This is a genomic window from Micromonospora sp. ATCC 39149 (genome assembly GCF_000158815.1).
Lineage (GTDB): Bacteria > Actinomycetota > Actinomycetes > Mycobacteriales > Micromonosporaceae > Micromonospora.
Map to the genome: position 1 here is coordinate 6265498 of NZ_GG657738.1, position 16749 is coordinate 6282246.

Here is a 16749-nt window from a genome sequence, read left to right on the forward strand (position 1 = left end):
GTACGGTAGTTCGCGATGCAGTCGTATTGCAAAGAAGGTGGCCCCGATGCGTGTGATCCCGCTGTCCGAGACGTCCGCCGATATGGTCGATCTGGTGGGCGGCAAGGCGGCGGGCCTGGGCGAGTTGATCCGTGGGGGCGAGCGTGTGCCGCCGGGGTTCTGCGTCACCACCGAGGCGTACCGGTCGGGCGTCATCCCGCAGGCGGAGATCGTCTACGCGTACGAGCGGCTCGGTGGGGGCCCGGTGGCGGTGCGGTCCAGCGCGACGGCCGAGGACCTGCCGGACGCGAGCTTCGCCGGACAGCAGGACACCGTTCTCGACGTCACCGGCACCGCTGAACTGATCGCCGCGATCGAGAAGTGCTGGGACTCGCTGCACGACGCCCGCGCGGCCGCCTACCGCGACGCCCACCACATCGACCACGACGCGGTCCGGATGGCCGTCGTCGTGCAACGGATGGTCGCCGCCGAGGTGTCGGGGGTGCTGTTCACCGCGAACCCAGTGACCGGCTGCCGCACGGAGATGATGGTCGACGCCGCGCCGGGTCCCGGTACGGCGGTGGTGGACGGCGGCGCTGTCGTGGACCACTACATCCTCGACGGGTCGGACCAGGATGGCACCGGCTGTCTGGCAACGGCCCAACTGGCCGAGCTGCGCGGCGCCGGCGAGCGCCTCCAGCGGCACTTCGGCTGCCCGCAGGACGTGGAGTGGGCGATCGACGAGGGTGGGACGGTGTGGCTGCTGCAGTCCCGGCCGATCACCACACTCTTCCCCCTCCCTCCGGACACCGACAAACCCCTTCCGCGCGTCTACCTGGAGTTCGGCCACGTCCAGGGCATGCTCCAGCCCGTCACGCCGATGGGCATGTCAACGCTGAAGTCGCTGGTCGCGGCGATGCTCGCCGCGCTCGGCATCAGGGCCGAGATCGTCGGCATCGGTGGACGGCTCTACGGCGACCTGACCGATCTGGCGCGCAGCAGGTCCGCCCGCAGGCGACTGGTCAAGCTCATGGCTGTCGACTTCGGACCGCGCGCCCAAGCGGTCATGCAGCAGGTTCTGGCGGACCCGCGGTTCGCCCCGAGCAAGGACCGCCCGGAACGCCGGCGTGGGGCGGACGGTGCGTCCCTGCGGACGGCCGTGCGGCTGGTGGTCGGGGTCGTGCGGGCGCTGGCCCGACCCGACGCGGCGCGGACGCGGATGTTCGACGCCATCGAGCGGCTTAAGCTCCGGTCGGCTGCGCCCGACGGCCTGCGTACCGCCGTGGAACGGCTGCGCTTCGTGCAGGCCCAGGAGTCGGCGAGCAGCCCCGATGACATCGTCTCACCCATCGTGGCCGGCATGCTCGCGGCCGCGCTGCCGGCTCACCTGCTCAAGGGCGTCGCCCGCGAGGACGAGATCCACGCCGTACTGCGTGGGATGCCCTACAACGTCACCATCGAGATGGATCTCGCGCTGTGGCGGCTCGCCGAGCGCGCCGGCGACCACCGACAGTTGCTGCTGCACACGCCGCCGGACGAGTTGGCCGCGCGGTACCGGCAGGGGACGCTCCCGGACATCGGACTGGCGGCGTTCCTGGACACCTACGGCCACCGCTGCGCTGCCGAGGTCGATCTCGGAGTGCCGCGCTGGGACGAGGACCCGGCGCCGGTCTTCACCATGATCGCCAACTACCTACGGGTCACCGATCCGGAGCAGGCACCCGACCGGCGCTTCGCACGCGCGGCCGCCACGGCGGAAGCCACCCTCCACCAGCTCGTCGCCCGGGCCCGCCGCCGCAGGCCGGTGCGGGGGCGACTCGCTGGGTTCCTGCTGCGCCGTGCCCGGGCGTTGACGGGGCTGCGGGAGGCGGGCAAGTTCGCCGGCCTGTACCGGCTGCGGGAGATGCGGCGGCAACTGCTCTCCGTGGGCGTCGACCTGACCAGCACCAAACTGCTCGATCAGCCCGGCGACATCATGTTCCTCACCCTCGACGAGGTGCGCGACGCCGTGCACCAGAACGTCGACCACCGGCAGACGGTCGCCTCCCGCAGAGCAATCCACCAGCGAGAGTTGCGCCGCCGGACCGTACCGGTGGCGCTGCTGTCGGACGGCACCGACCTGGAGGCGATCCAGCCGACGCTGGCCGCCGCGGATGGCGCGCTGACGGGCGTAGGGGCGGCAGCGGGCCGGGCGACTGGCCCGGCCCGGGTCGTTCACGACCCGGCCACCGCCCACATTGAACCCGGAGACGTCCTGGTCACCGCCACCACGGACCCGGGATGGACCCCACTGTTCCTCACCGCCGCAGCGCTGGTCACCGAAACCGGTGCGGTCATGGCCCACGGCCCCACCGTGGCCCGGGAGTACGGAATCCCCGCCGTCATCTGCGTTCCCGACGCGACCCGGAAGATCTCCACCGGGCAGATCATCACCGTGGACGCCGCAACCGGAACCGTGACGATCCACTGACCGATGCGGGTGGGCGGGGCTCGGGCGGCCGGAGCGCGCGGTGACGCGACCGGCCGCCCAGCCGCACGTCCGCCCGATCGAACTGTGAAAGCATCGGCGTCATGCCCAAGAAGGTCGACCCCCAGGAGCGACGCAGGCTCATCGCCGACGCGTTGATGCGGGTCGCCGCGAAACAGGGCCTGGACGCGATCAGCCTGCGCCACGTGGCTGCCGAGGCCGGTGTCTCCCCGGGAATGGTGCAGCACTACTTCCGCACCAAGGACGAGATGATGATGTTCGCGCTGGCCGTCGTCGGCGAGCGCAGCCAGACCCGGGTCACCGAGGCGGTCGCGCGGCTGGGCGACAACCCGTCGCCGCGTGCGCTGCTGCGGACGATGATCGCCGCCCTGTTGCCGCTCGACGAGCAGACGCGCGACGACGGACGGGTGGCGCTGGGGTTCCTCGCCTACACCGCGGTGCGACCGGCGGCCGCTTCCGCCCTCCGCGAGGAGACCGCGCAGATGCTCGATTTCATGGCCGGCCTCGTGCCGTCCCCGAAGCCCGACGAGGCCGCGGCCGGACTGCTGGCGCTCATGGAGGGGCTCGGTGTCTATCTGCTCGGCGGCCAGTACAGCGCCGAGCAGGCACTGAGCGCGTTGGACGCCCACCTCGACCTGCTCTTCGGCTCATTGAGGTAAGGGCGCAAAGCCCGCATGATCACTGCCGACACCAACCAAACACGACACCAATTAGCCCGATCCCACCCCGATCGCCGCATAACATCAGACCGGATCCCGCGATGGCCGTCTGTTACACCACTCCGCACCGACGCAACCAGCTGGCCGCGTAGATCGGCTTTTGGGCCGGGTGCTGAGGTCGGTGAGCGGCTGGACGAGCAGGGCGATCGCGGCTGTGTCGTCAGACTGGGCCTCAACTTCTTCGATCAAGGCATCAACAGGGCTTTTCCGCACCTTGGCCGCGGTTGGTGATGATCTCCGCAACCTGCCCCAGTCGCGAGGCCGGGGTGTTGACTTGCCCCACGCTGATCGCTGAGGATGTGCCGCAACTTGTTGGACACGAACGTGTAACCGGCCGCACGGGCAGTCGGTCATCGCTCGTCCGGGCCCGATGCGGCAGCGCTGAGCGGTCCCGTCGAGCCGCATGTCGGGGTGCCGGGCGACCGGTGCCGCGGGGGAGCTGCGCACCCAACCCGGGTGCCGCATCGATGGTTGACGCGCCGGGCTGACGTCCGGCCGCCGATGTTAACGCTCACATATATAGACACCTATGTCTGTGTTGGTGGGTCGGCCCATCAGCCACTGCCTGGCTCGCTTCATGTCGGCGGTGCCCAATGATGAAAGGAAAGATGCTATGTCGGTTGGGTTTGCGCGCCCCGTGAGGTGGCGTCGTCGGTGGCGGTCGGGGTTGGCCGCTGCGGCGGTCATGGCGGTCGTGGGCGGGCTGCTCACGGTGGCTACGCCGGCGTCGGCCGCGACGGTGGAGACCACCGCCTGGTACGTGCTGGTGAACCGCAACAGCGGCAAGGCCCTCGACGTCAACGGCGCGTCCACCGCCGACGGCGCCCAGTTCATCCAGTGGACCCGTACCAACACCAACAACCAGCAGTTCCAGTTCGTGGACTCCGGCGGCGGCTACTACCGGCTCAAGGCCCGTCACTCCGGCAAGGTTGCCGCCGTGTCCGGCTCCTCCACCGCCAACGGTGCGGCGATCGTGCAGGCAACCGACAATAACGGCACCAACCAGCAGTTCCAGCTGGTCGACTCGGACGGCGGCTACGTCCGACTGATCAACCGGAACAGCGGCAAGGCCTTCGATGTGGCCGGCCTGTCGACCGCCGACGGCGCCAACGTCCAGCAGTGGGACAACTGGAACGGCGCCAACCAGCAGTGGCAACTCGTCCGCGTCGATGGGGGCACCGGCACGTGCGCGCTGCCGTCGACGTACCGCTGGACATCGACCGGCCCGCTGGCACAGCCGAAGGCGGGGTGGGCAGCGCTCAAGGACTTCAGCGCCGTCGTCCACAACGGCCAGAAGCTCGTCTATGCCACGACGCACAACACCATCGCCGGTGAAGGGGGGAAGTGGGAATCGACGATGTTCAGCCCCTTCACCAACTGGTCCGACATGGCGTCGGCCACCCAGCACACCCTGCCTTTCAATCCTGTCGCGCCGACGCTGTTGTACTTCGCCCCGAAGAACATCTGGGTGCTCGCGTACCAGTGGGGTTGGCCGTACAGCTTCTCCTACCGCACCTCGACCGACCCCACCAACCCCAACGGCTGGGGGCCGCACCAGGAGCTGTTCACGGGCACCCTCCCCACCGGGGCCCCCATCGACCAGACCCTCATCGCCGACGGCACGAACATGTACCTGTTCTTCGCCGACGACCTCGGCAACATCTACCGCGCCAGCATGCCCCTCGGGAACTTCCCGGGCAGCTTCGGCTCGAGCTACACGAAGATCATGAGCGACACGCCGCAGAGGCTGTTCGAAGCGGTCGAGGTCTACAAGGTCCAGGGCCAGAACCAGTACCTCATGATCGTCGAGGCGCAGAGCTCGCAGGGTCGTTACTTCCGCTCGTTCACGGCCACCAGCCTCGACGGCACGTGGACACCGCAGGCCGACACCCTGACCAACCCCTTCGCCGGCAAGGCCAACAGCGGCGCCACCTGGACCAACGACATCAGCCACGGCGACGTGCTTCGCACCAACCCCGACCAGACCAAGACCATTGACCCGTGCAACCTGCAGTTCCTCTACCAGGGGCGCGATCCCAGCTCCGATGGCATGGACTACGGCATCCTGCCGTACCGGCCGGGCGTGCTGACCCTGCAGCGCTAGCTAGTGGCGTGACGCAGGCCCGGTTCGGGTGCTCCTGACGTTCGCGGCAACGACGGACGCCGAACCGTGTGAGCGTTGCCCACGGCTCGCGACGAGGATCGGGTTGAACTATTGACCCGTAACGCAAACATGTGGTGATCGTTGTTTGTGTATGGGTGTTGTGGTACGAGATGCGCGGCGGCTTTCTCCGCAGGCGCAAGAGGATCTGCGTCGTCGGGCGGTCGCGGCGGTGAAGGCCGGGCATACTCAGGCGGCGGTGGCCACAGTGCTCGGCGTGTCGCCGCAGGCGGTGTCCCGGTGGGTCAACGCCTTTGACCGCCAGGGGAACAAAGCGCTCAAAGCCGGTAAGCGAGGGCGGCGACCCGGCGAGCAGAAAGCTCTCGACGCCCGCCAGCAGGCCCGGGTGCGGCGGGCGGTGCTGCACAAAAACCCTGACCAGGTGGCGTTGCCGGGCCTGGTGTGGACCCGCCCGCAGGTACGCCAACTGGTCCGTGACTGGTTCGGCGTCGGCCTGTCCCTGGTGACGATCGGCAAGTACCTGCGCTCGTGGGGCCTGTCGCCGCAGAAGCCGATCCGCCGGGCCTACGAGCAGGACCCGCAGGCCGTTGCCCGGTGGCTGGAGCAGGAGTACCCGGCCATCGAAGCCCAAGCGCGTAAGGAGAAGGCCATCATCTTGTGGCTGGACCAGACCGGACTGCGCTCCGACGCCTCGGTGGGGACCTCCTGGGCGCCGGTGGGACAGACCCCGGTGGTGGCCAAGACCGGCAGGCGCTTCGGTGTCAACGTGATGGCCGCGATCAGCAACAAGGGCGAGTTGTACTTCACCTGCTACCACGGCTCGTTCACCGGCCCCCTCTTCCTGGCCTGGCTCGACCGTCTGGTCCGCCACCTCGACCGGAAGATCCACCTCATCGTGGACGGCCACCCGGTGCACCGCCGAGTGGCCGTCCACGACTGGCTCGCCCCACGCGTTGGCAGCATTGAGATGCACTTCCTGCCCGGCTACGCACCGGAGCTGAACCCCGTAGAACTACTCAACGCCGACGTCAAACGCCATGTGGCACAAGCGAACCCGGCCAACCCGACCGACCTCGCCGCCGCAGCCGCCTCGCACCTACGGCGCCGCCAGAACCAACCCGAAACGGTGAAAGCCCTGTTCCGCAAGCCCGAAGTCCGCTACGCAGCCGGATGAACAGCACATATTTGCCTTACGGGTCAATAACTGGGCGGGCTCGGCGCAAGCCGAGCCGCCCAGCACGCAGAGCCCGTCCCACTGCCGGGCTTCAGCTTTTTCTGCCTGCGACTGAGCGAGCGATCCGACCAGATCAAGGTGCACGGGGCCTGGACCCGGACCGTCGACAGGTTTCCGCTCACCGTCGGCGGAATCGAGCAGGAGAGCGCAGGCTGCGCCCCAGCGCTGGACGCATGACTAGCGTGCGTGATCATCGCTTCTGGTAGGGCTGGCGGAGGCGGATAGTGGAACGTATGAAGACTTGGCTGATTACTGGAACCTCGTCGGGTTTCGGCCGCATCCTCACCGAACTGCTCCTCGACCGCGGGGACCGGGTCGCCGCGACCCTACGCCGGCCGGACGCGCTCGACGACCTCCGCGCCAAGGCCGGCGACCGGCTGTGGGTGGCGACGCTTGACGTGACCCGGCCGGACGACGTGCGCGAGCGGGTCGACGAGGCGTTCGCGCATTTCGGCACGGTGGACGTGGTCGTCAACAATGCCGGGTACGGGCTGTTCGCTGCCGTTGAGGAGGCCTCTCGCGAGCAGATCCAGCGGGTCATCGACACCAATCTGCTCGGCTCGATCGACGTGATCCGTGCGGCCCTGCCTCACCTGCGCGCCCAGGGACACGGTCGGATCCTGCAGGTGTCGTCGGCGGGCGGGCAGACTACGTACCCGAACTTCAGTTACTACCATGCGGCCAAGTGGGGCATCGAGGGCTTCTGCGAGACGGTCGCCGCCGAGGTCGCACCGTTCGGGATCGGCGTGACGATCGTGGAGCCGGGCGCTACCCCGACCGGGTTCGGCGCCGGCATGGACACCGCGCCGATCATGGCGGAGTACGACGCGACCCCGGCGGGCGACACCCGGCGGGCGATCGCGGACGGCTCGTTCGCCCTGGACAACGACCCGGAGGCGATCGTCCGGGCGATGATTGCCAGCGCCGACGGGCCGGACGCGCCGCTGCGGCTGCCGCTAGGCGGGGACACCTATCGGGACGTGCGCGCGTCGTACGTCAAGCGTCTTGAACTTCTGGATGCCTCCCGTGAGATCGCGTTGTCGGTGGTCAAGGCTTGAGTGCGAGGCCGGCCCACGTCTGCCGTCCGGAGACAGCCCGGTCCGGTGGGTTGTGGGCCTGGCTCGTTGACCGTGACTTGAGCTTCCGGCCACCGCCAGCCCGTCGGCTGCATGGCCGGTTGGTCGGTCGTCGGCTGCGCTCGCGTCCAGGCGCAGCTCGCGGAATATCCGGCGCGCGGCGGCCAGGAGGCTGAGCGGCTGTGACCAGCACTCATCCGAAATCGGCCAGGATGGTCGCGGAGGCGTCAGGAAGTCATGGCGGCTCGGTCGGACTCGCTGCGCAGAACGCAGAACTCGTTGCCTTCGGGATCAGCAAGGACCGCCCAGCCAGAGCCATCGGGTTTCCGGTGATCGGTGACAAGGGTGGCGCCGAGGCCGAGCAGTCGTTCCACCTCCTGCTCGCGCGAGGTCTCCGGGCGCAAACACAGATGGATCCGGTTCTTGATCGTCTTGGACTCGGACACCTGGTTGAAGTGCAGCACTGGGCCCTCCGCCAGCAGCACCTGAGCCTCCGGATCACCCGGTTCGTCCTCCGGATGCAGCGGACGGCCGGTCACCCTGCTCCAGAACCGGGCCAGCTCGTAGGCATCCGCGCAGTCAATCGCCACGTTCTGCAATACCGAAACCATGCGCGCCAGCCTCCCTGGTTTCCACTCCGGACGCCATCGAGTTGCGCTCGTTCATCGCGCATACACCTCGGGCACCTGGCAGCACCTTCGATACACGCCCTAGATCTACCCGCTTGACTTCGCCGGGCGGGGGATGGGGTCCACCGCCAGCCGGGTTGCCAGCGCCTCGTGCCGGAACTGGTAGCTGGCGCCCGCCTCCTGCAGCACCCCGAGCCTGGCCAGGTCGTCCAGTAGCCGCAGCAGCCGCAGCGGCAGCAGCTGTTGCCGGGCCGCCGATAGGCGCGCGTCGACGTAGAACGCCCACGGCGACACCCGGAGCTGGATTACGGCCGCACCGGCGGCGATGCAGGCGGCCATGACGGCGGCGTGGGTGGTGAGCCAGGTGAGGAGGCCGAAGCCGCTGCCCCAGATCAGCGCCCCGGCGATCGCCGCGTTGCGGACCCGGCGCAGCAGCCGGCGGGCGGTCAGCACCCGTTCGCTGCCGCCGGTGCGGGCGGCCAGCCGGCTCGTGCCGACGGTGATCACGGTCGCGGCGGCGGCGCCGGACATGACGCCAAGGCTCGGGTCGCCGGCCCAGCGGCCCACCAGCAGGCCGATCAGCGGGCCACCGAGGGCGGCCAGGCCGGCGCCGAGGTTCAGGGCCGGCTGCATGCGGATCCCCGAGTGGAGGTCGGCCCACCGGTGGATCTGGGACGCGATCGCTCCTGCAACGCCGCCCAGTGCGATCTCGAGGCCGGTCGGCAGCACACTCTCGCCCCGCAGGAGCCGGACCAGCGTGGCGGCGGTGATGACCGCCAAGATCGCGACCACCGGGAAGGTGCCACCCGGGGTCGGGAACGACTTCCGCAACGTCCACCACTCGAGGTCCCGCTCGCCGGTGAGGCGCAGATGACGAGCCAGCACCCGGGCGTACGTCTGGGCCTTGGTCTTGCTCCACCTCGCGCGCCGCTCGGAATGACCGGCCAGCTGCGCCTCGATTCGGGAGGTCCCGTCGACGAAGTCGTCGTGCTGACCGATCACGGCGGGCACGAACTCGTCGAGCAGGTGGTCCTCGATGCTGCCCTTGGTCCGGAACCGTTTGCGATCCAGCAGCTCCGCGGGGTCGCGGTCGCCGGACCGGAAGACCCGCAGGGCCAAGAAGACCATCAGGGGCGTGCTGAGTACGCCGGCCAGCGCCCCGATGTCCTCACCGTCCTCGATCCTCCGGCTCAGCGGCCGCCACCGCTCGTCCTGCCCGGCCAGGTAATCGAGCGCGGCGGCGGGGGCGAGCGGCTGGATCTCCAGGATCGGCGTGCCCGCGTGGAGCTTGAGGTCCCCGAACTCCTTGGAACGACAGGTGAGCAGCAGCGGTATCCGCTCTGGAAGGTCCCTGAGCTGCCGGTAGGCCTTCGGGCGGACGGCGGATGGCACCTCGTCGAGGCCGTCCAGGACCGGCAGCAGCTCGCCGTCGAGGAGCAGCTGGCTCGCGGCGGTGCTGCCATAGGCGGCAACGTTGGCAAAACCCGCGAAGTCGGTGCAGATCCGGCGGAGGATCCACTCCAGCAGGTCCTCGTCGGTTGGGTCCCAGGACGACAGGGACAGCACGACCGGGACCGGGCCGGAACCGGTGACGAGCAGCCGGTCGGCGACCAGCAGCGCCAGCGAGGTCTTGCCGGAGCCGCCGTTGCCGAGCAGCACCAACCGCGAGACGCCCGCCTCCCCGAGCCGGACGGCGATGTCGTCGACCGTACCGCTCAGCCCGGCCGTGCTGCCGGCGACCGCGACGCCCTTGCGGCCGTCTTCCCCCCTGCCTCGGCCGCCGGCCGACCAGCGGACCTGCAACGGCACCGAACCGCCGAGCTCACGCCGGCGGATCTCACGCTGGACCAGGAAACGGGAGTCGCGGGCCATCATCGCTCGGGCATGGGTGACCTGCTCCGGGGTGCTGGCGCGTTCGCCGGCCGACTGCCGGCGCGGCAGGGACAGGAAGATCTGCAGGATCGACAGCAGTACGGCGGCCACGGCCGACGCCCAGCTGGCGACCTCCAGCGGCGCCGACGACTGATCCGCAAACGGTCCCTGTCGCAGGTAGACGAGCAGCAGCACGGCCGAGTAGGAGAGCACGAGCAACACCGCCACCGTCACCCGCGAACGGACCCAGCCCACGACTGCCCTCCCCAAGCCACCGCCCACTGTGGAGCCGGGGCAAGGATATGTGCACGGCCCAGGCCCTCAATCACCGAGCGGGGCAGGCCCGTCGACCGCCGGTTCGCCATGATCGCAACACCCGCATGGAACGAACAACGATCATCGATACCTAAGGATCCGCGATCATGCGCGAGGTCGTTAGAGGACGTCTGATTCACGTATTTAGTCAGTTATGTGCTTTTAGTCGTCTCGCCAGGTTGGGGTGGTTTCGGTGGTGAGGCGTTTGGCGCGGTTGTCGATCATGGTGAGGGTGGTCATGCTGGCGGAGTTGTCGGGTCGGGTTTCGTAGTCGCGCACGAGTCGGCGGTGGTGCATGAGCCAGCCGATGGTGCGTTCGACGACCCATCGGCGTTTGACCACGCTGAAGCCTTTGACCTGCGGGTCTTTGGTGACGATCTCGACGTCGACGCCGAGGTGGGCGCCGTGTTCGACGAGGCGTTTCTTGAAGCCGGCGTCGAGGGAGGGCGAGCTGTCGGGGCGCAACGCCCTCGTTCAACACGCCGCAGCCGCGTTCGCCACGGATGATTAGGGTGGACCAGGCCGAGTGCCGCGTCCAGCCAGCCGCGTTCCGCTCGGGACAGCAGCGGCAGCACGCCGGTGAAGTCAGCCTCGTCCTTGTCCCGCGTGTGCTTTGCCTTGAACAGCAGCACGGCCTCGATAGCCAGGTACGGGATCCCGTCGTCGGTGCGCCGGATGATCTCGTAGTACGGCCGGCGGATCCGCCGTTCGTCACGGCGGCAGATCCAGACGTCCCCATCGTGCGGCTCCCGGAAGAGGTCGAAGCGCCACCTGGCTGCCGCCGGATCCCAGGCCCAGGTCTGATGCGAGTCGCCGGCCAAGGTCTCGGCCGCCAAAGGCGCCAGAACGCCCTCGCCCGCCGGCACCCAGAACTCAGGCTCGGGAAACAGCGGCGGCAGGAGCGCAAAACGCGCTGCGGGCACGGCGGCCTCCAGGTCCTCGTGTGCGCGGGTCTGCTCCCCGCGGAACAGATCCACCGACCAGCCGCCTGCGACGTACCAGGGGATCTGCAGGTCGCGGAGGCGCTCGGCCAGCTGTCTTGGGTGCCGTGCACTCAGCGATCGACCGCTGCCGCCACCGCTTCCTCCAGGATGCCGAGGCCCTCGGCCAGTTCTTGATCCGTCGATGTCAGGGGTGGCATGAGCTTCAACACCTCGTCAACGGACCCGGACGTCTCCATCAGCAGTCCACGGGAGAACGTCTCCCGGGCGACCCGTCCGGCCATGCGCGGTTCCCGGAAGGCCAGACCCCACACCAGGCCCCGACCACGTGCGGCCGCTATGTGCGCCGGGTGCCGACCGGCGAGTTCCCCCAGGATCTCCTCGAGCAGGATGTCCCGTTCCGCCGTCTGCTTCTCCAGTTTGCTGTCGGTCCAGAACTCCTTCAGCGCGGCGGCTGCTGTGATGAAGGCGGGGTTGTTGCCGCGGAATGTTCCGTTGTGTTCGCCGGGTTGCCATACGTCGAGTTCGGTGCGGAACAGGGTGAGGGACATCGGCAGGCCGTATCCGCTGATGGACTTGGACAGGCAGACGATGTCGGGGGTGATCCCGGCGTGTTCGAAGCTGAAGAACGGGCCGGTGCGGCCGCAGCCCATCTGGATGTCGTCGATGATCAGGAGTATGTGGCGGCGGGTGCACAACTCGGCGAGGTCGGCGAGCCAGGTCGCGCGGGCTGGGTTGACACCGCCTTCGCCCTGTACGGTCTCCACGATGACGGCGGCGGGTAGGTCCATTCCGCTGCTGCTGTCGGCGAGCATGGCGTCGAGCAGTGTGAGCCCGGATATCTGGCCGCCGGCGAAGCCGTCGTAGGGGATGTGCCAGGTGTGCCCGAGTGGGACGCCGGCGCCTGCGCGTTTGGTGGCGTTTCCGGTGATGGCTAGTGAGCCGAGTGACATGCCGTGGAAGGCGCCGGTGAAGGCGACGATGGTGTGACGTCCGGTCACTTTGCGGGCGAGTTTGAGTGCGGCCTCGACGCTGTTGGCTCCGGTGGGTCCGGTGAACTGTACGCGGTAGTCCAAGTGGCGCGGGCCGAGTACTCGCGTTGCGAATTCGGTGAGGAAGTCCTGTTTGGCGGCGGTAAGCATGTCGAGGCTGTGGGTGATTCCGTCCTGCTCGAGGTAATCCAGCAGGGCTCGCTTGAGTATCGGGTGGTTGTGGCCGTAGTTGAGGGCGCTGGCGCCGGCGAAGAAGTCGAGGTAGACGCGGCCGTCGCGGGCGAACATGTGGCTACCTCGCCCGTGGTCGAACACGACCGGCCAGTTCCGGCAGTAACTACGGACCTCGGACTCAATTGTCGGGGCGATCATGATGTCTCCTCGGAGTTGGAGCTGCCCGTCCACCACGGTCTTGAAGTCGCCGTCGACGTAGATGCAAGCGTCCGCGGCGCTGAACTGCAGGCCTCCGGCGGACTGGAAGTTCTGCTGCCGACCCGCCGCACACCGCGCACGGCGGGTCGGCGGGTCGGCGTGGCAGTGCGGTGCGGTGCGGACTCTGGCCTTCAGGCCTGAGCCATCTGCTCCCGCAGGCTTCGGGGCCGCATGTCCGACCACACCTTTCCGATGTGATCCAGGCACTCCTGCTTCGACCCGGACGTCCCTTCCGCGGTCCAGCCGAGCGGCAGCTCCCGGTCGGCCCACCAGATCGAGTACTGCTCCTCGTCGTTTCGCACGACGCGGTAGACACCGTCGTCAGTCATGGCCCCTCCGGCCTGGTCGGGTGATCCGAATATGTGAGCCCGATATTGCCGGGCCCACCCACACCATCCATAGAGACGAACAGGCAGGCGCGTCGTGCGGTTCCGTCCCTGTTCGACAGTCCCCCGCGTCGCGCAGGCTCTGGTCACGGCGGATCGCCACCTGGAAGGGGCCTCGACATGGCCGAGCGGCGCCACCTGATTTCTATCAACGACCTCACGGACGACCAACTGCGCTGGATCGTCGAGCGCGGCGCTGAGTACTCGCGTGGTTCCGTGAAAGCGGCCCGGCCGCTGTCCGAGACGGTCGTCGGCGTGCTGTTCCGTAAGACGTCCACCCGTACCCGGACCGCGTTCTCCGCCGGTGCGCTGCGTCTCGGCGCCGAACTGATCACGTACGGCCCAGACGACCTGCAGCTGAGCACCGGCGAGTCCGTCGAGGACACCGGCGCGGTGCTGTCCGGCATGCTCGACGTTCTGGTCGCCCGCACCGCCGGGCCGGAGGCCGAGCTTCGGGCGTACGCCGCCCAGAAACGCATGTCGGTGATCAACGCGATGAGCGCGGTCGAACACCCGACGCAGGCCCTCGCCGATCTCACCACGATCGTCCGGCACTTCGGTCGGGTCGAGGGCGTACGGGTGCTGTACGTGGGGGAGGGGAACAACACCGCCTCCGCGCTGACGCTCGCACTGTCCCGGTACCCCGGCACCGAGCTGCACCTGCGCACCCCGCCCGGGTACGGCGTCGAAAAGGGATACCTCGATCAAGCGGCGGCGTCCGCCGGGCGTAGCGGCGCGCGCGTCGAGCAGCGGCACGATCTGTCGGGCCTGCCGCCGGTCGATGTCGTCTACACCACCCGTTGGCAGACCACGGGATCGACGAAGCCGACGCCCGACTGGCGTTCCGAATTCGCCCCGTTCCAGGTCGATGAGGCGCTGATGGCCGCCTGTCCCGGCGCGGTGTTCATGCATGACCTGCCGGCCCACCGGGGCGAGGAGGTGACCGGGGCGGTGCTCGACGGGCCCGCGAGCATCGCCTTCGCCCAGGCCGAGAACAAGTACCACAGCGCCCGGGCGGTCCTGGAGTGGTGCGCCGCCGACCGGCCGAGCGGCGGAGTGGGGCTGTGAGCACCTTCCTCGACGACATCTTCACCCACGCCGCGACCCGGCCCGACGCGTCGGCGATTGTCACCCCGGACACCGTCGTGCGCTACACGGATTTCGCCGCCCGGACCGATCGGCTGGCCCGGGCGCTGGTCGCCCGGGGCGTCGGACCGGAGCAGGTATGCGCGGTCATGGTCGACCGAGGCCCGGAGGCCGTCATCGCGATGGCGGCCGTGCTTCGAGCCGGCGGCGCCTTCCTCACCCTCAACGTCGAGCTACCCGATCAGCGGCTGGCGGCCATGGTCCGCACCGCCCAGGCCAGGTTCCTGGTCACCACGCCAACCCGGGCCGGGCAGCTCGACCTCCCCATCGACGGCCCGACCGTGTTCGTCGACGCGCCTGACGTGCCTGCGACCCTGCGACCGCTGTCGCCCCGTTCGCTCGCCTACGTGAGTCACACCTCCGGCTCGAGCGGGCCGCCGAACGCGGTACTGCTCGAGCACCGCGGCGTCACCAACTACCTACGGTTCATCGTCGACGACTACGAACTCGATCCGGACACCGTGGTGCTGCAATTCGCGCCGTTCGGGTACGACGCCTCGATCCGCGACACGTTCGCCCCGCTCGTCGCCGGCGGGCAGGTGGTCCTGGTACCGCGCTCCACCCTGTTGCGGAACGGCGAGTTCGCCGCGGCCGTCCGCGAGTGGGGGGTGAACACGATCCTCTCGGCTACCCCGACGTTCCTGACGTCGCTGCGTCAGAGCGATCTGCCCGACCTGCGGTTGACCGTTTCCAGCGGTGAGTCGCTGCGTCCCTTCCTTGTCGCCGGCGGCCGGGACTGCGTACGCGGACGGATGGTCAACCAGTACGGTCCGACCGAGACCACGATGACCGCGACACGATTCGACGTGCCGGCGGTCCCCGACGCGACGGTCGACCTGATCGGGAAACCGATCGACGGCGTCAGCGTGCGCCTGCTCGACGACAATCTGCACACCGTGCCCGACGGCGGTGTCGGCGAGGTGTGGATCGGTGGATGTGGTGTCGCGCGCGGGTACAGCGGCAGGCCGGCGTTGACCGCGGCCCGGTTCGTGCCAGACCCCCATGGGACGCCCGGCACGCGCATGTATCGCACCGGGGACCTGGCACGCCGGTTGCCCGACGGTGATCTCGTGTACCTCGGGCGCATCGACCGGCAGATCAAGGTCCGTGGATACCGGATCGACCCGGCCGAGATCGAGGGCGCGCTGCTGGCCCACCCCGCCGTCGCTGGCGCGGTGGTCACCGCGGGTACCGACGTCGACGGCCGGGTCTTCCTCATCGCGCATGTCGCTGGCGCGCCGGCGGAGGTGACGGACTCAGCATTGCGCGCGCATCTCGCGATGACGCTGCCCCATTACATGATCCCGCGACGGTTCGTCCGGATCGACAGCGTACCCACGACCGTCAGCGGCAAGACCGACCGTCGGGCGATCACTGTGGACGGGCCATGAAGACGACGGGCACCGTGCCCACCCTCGCGGACGTGCGCATGGCCGCCGACCGGATCACGGGCCTGGTGGATCGTACCCCGTTGCTGGCCCTGGATTCGCGGCTGCTGCTCAAAGCCGAGCACCGGCAGCGCGGCGGCTCGTTCAAGGCCCGGGGCGCGGCGAACGCGATGCTCGCGCGGTACGCGGACGAGGTGGTGGCCGGTTCGTCCGGTAACCACGGCATCGCCGTCGCCATGCTCGGTGCCGCGTTGGGCATCAGGGTGACCATCGTGATGGCCGCCGGGGCCAGCGACGGCAAGGCGCAGGCGATCCGCTCACTCGGCGCCGGCGTGGTTCAGGTGGACGGCGGCGTGGTCGAACGCGACCGCCGGGCCGAGGACATCGCCGCGGCGACCGGGGCGGTCTTCGTGCCGTCCTCCGACCATGAGCTGGTGGTGGCCGGGGCCGGCACCGTCGGGCTCGAGGTGTTCGAGGATGTGCCGGGCGTGTCGACGATCTTCGTGCCGACCGGCGGCGGCGGCCTGCTGGCCGGCGTGTGCCTTGCCGCGTCGGTGCTGTCCCGGCCGGTGCGGATCGTCGGGGTGGAGCCGATGTCCGCCCGCCGTTACGCCGTCTCCGTTACCCGGGGTGCGCCGACGGAGTTGCCGCCGTCCATGACGATCGCCGACGGCCTCCGAGGTCAACGCCCCGGTGCGGTTCCCTGGCCGATCATTCGGCACCGGGTCGACGATCTGATCGGCGTGACCGACGACGCGATCACCCACGCGCTGGGGGTCCTTCGCCGCGCCGGTGTCAGCGCGGAGCCGAGCGGTGCGGTAGCGCTGGCCGGCGCGCTTCGGCGCGGATCTGCCGGCCCTGCGGTGGCGATCGTGTCCGGTGGAAACGGCACGGTCGGCAACGGCAGCACCAGAACAACAGAAGAACCTCCGGCAGAACTGCTGCCGGCGTCAACTGGTGAGTCTGCATGTTCTTCCCTGCGCTTTCTCGGTGGTGCGGAGGAGTCTCGTAGTAGGCGCATCGCAGAGCG

Annotated in this window: 11 protein-coding genes and 2 pseudogenes; 8 read left to right on the top strand and 5 right to left on the bottom strand. The window is 69.1% G+C overall.

The window, feature by feature from the left end; genetic code table 11:
- The first annotated feature begins 46 nt into the window (after positions 1 to 46).
- The 5 genes from MCAG_RS27115 (at position 47) to MCAG_RS27135 (ending at position 7600) form a co-directional block, all read left to right on the top strand.
- A complete protein-coding gene (locus tag MCAG_RS27115) occupies positions 47 to 2449 on the top strand; it encodes a PEP/pyruvate-binding domain-containing protein (RefSeq protein ID WP_007076142.1) in 2403 nt (800 codons plus the stop codon).
- A gap of 101 nt (positions 2450 to 2550) precedes the next feature.
- Positions 2551 to 3126, top strand: a complete 576-nt coding sequence (locus MCAG_RS27120; RefSeq protein ID WP_007076143.1) for a TetR/AcrR family transcriptional regulator — start codon at positions 2551 to 2553, stop codon at positions 3124 to 3126.
- 673 nt (positions 3127 to 3799) lie between these two features.
- Positions 3800 to 5290, top strand: coding sequence for a non-reducing end alpha-L-arabinofuranosidase family hydrolase (locus MCAG_RS27125; RefSeq protein WP_036375474.1), 1491 nt, complete (start codon positions 3800 to 3802; stop codon positions 5288 to 5290).
- Positions 5291 to 5441: 151 nt separating this feature from the next.
- Positions 5442 to 6482 (top strand): IS630 family transposase, encoded by a 1041-nt coding sequence (locus MCAG_RS27130; RefSeq protein ID WP_036372447.1) that lies wholly within the window; start codon positions 5442 to 5444, stop codon positions 6480 to 6482.
- Between the two features lie 293 nt (positions 6483 to 6775).
- Complete coding sequence (locus MCAG_RS27135; protein ID WP_007076146.1) at positions 6776 to 7600, top strand: SDR family oxidoreductase; 825 nt, start codon at positions 6776 to 6778, stop codon at positions 7598 to 7600.
- 245 nt (positions 7601 to 7845) lie between these two features.
- Here MCAG_RS27135 and MCAG_RS27140 read toward each other — a convergent pair whose 3' ends face one another.
- The 5 genes and pseudogenes from MCAG_RS27140 to MCAG_RS27160 all read right to left on the bottom strand — a co-directional run bounded on the left by MCAG_RS27140 (position 7846) and on the right by MCAG_RS27160 (position 13128).
- Positions 7846 to 8229, bottom strand: coding sequence for a VOC family protein (locus MCAG_RS27140; RefSeq protein WP_036375477.1), 384 nt, complete (start codon positions 8227 to 8229; stop codon positions 7846 to 7848).
- Between the two features lie 105 nt (positions 8230 to 8334).
- Entirely contained in the window at positions 8335 to 10374 is a 2040-nt protein-coding gene (locus MCAG_RS27145) for an NACHT domain-containing NTPase (protein ID WP_036375480.1), read from the bottom strand.
- A gap of 222 nt (positions 10375 to 10596) precedes the next feature.
- Positions 10597 to 10875 (bottom strand): annotated as a pseudogene (locus MCAG_RS27150) (IS5/IS1182 family transposase); the annotation flags it as partial.
- A 613-nt stretch (positions 10876 to 11488) separates the two neighbouring features.
- Entirely contained in the window at positions 11489 to 12739 is a 1251-nt protein-coding gene (gene ectB / locus MCAG_RS27155; protein WP_036375483.1) for a diaminobutyrate--2-oxoglutarate transaminase, read from the bottom strand.
- 191 nt (positions 12740 to 12930) lie between these two features.
- A complete protein-coding gene (locus MCAG_RS27160) occupies positions 12931 to 13128 on the bottom strand; it encodes an MbtH family protein (RefSeq protein ID WP_007076152.1) in 198 nt (65 codons plus the stop codon).
- A 177-nt stretch (positions 13129 to 13305) separates the two neighbouring features.
- Between MCAG_RS27160 and MCAG_RS27165 the strand changes: the two genes are divergently transcribed.
- The 3 genes and pseudogenes from MCAG_RS27165 to MCAG_RS27175 all read left to right on the top strand — a co-directional run.
- Entirely contained in the window at positions 13306 to 14253 is a 948-nt protein-coding gene (locus tag MCAG_RS27165) for an ornithine carbamoyltransferase (RefSeq protein WP_007076153.1), read from the top strand.
- Positions 14250 to 15722, top strand: a complete 1473-nt coding sequence (locus MCAG_RS27170) for an amino acid adenylation domain-containing protein (protein WP_036378091.1) — start codon at positions 14250 to 14252, stop codon at positions 15720 to 15722. Before MCAG_RS27165 ends, MCAG_RS27170 begins: the two co-directional genes overlap by 4 nt.
- Positions 15719 to 16606, top strand: a pseudogene (locus MCAG_RS27175) (threonine/serine dehydratase); the annotation flags it as partial. The gene MCAG_RS27170 and the pseudogene MCAG_RS27175, both read left to right, overlap by 4 nt.
- Positions 16607 to 16749 lie beyond the last annotated feature (143 nt).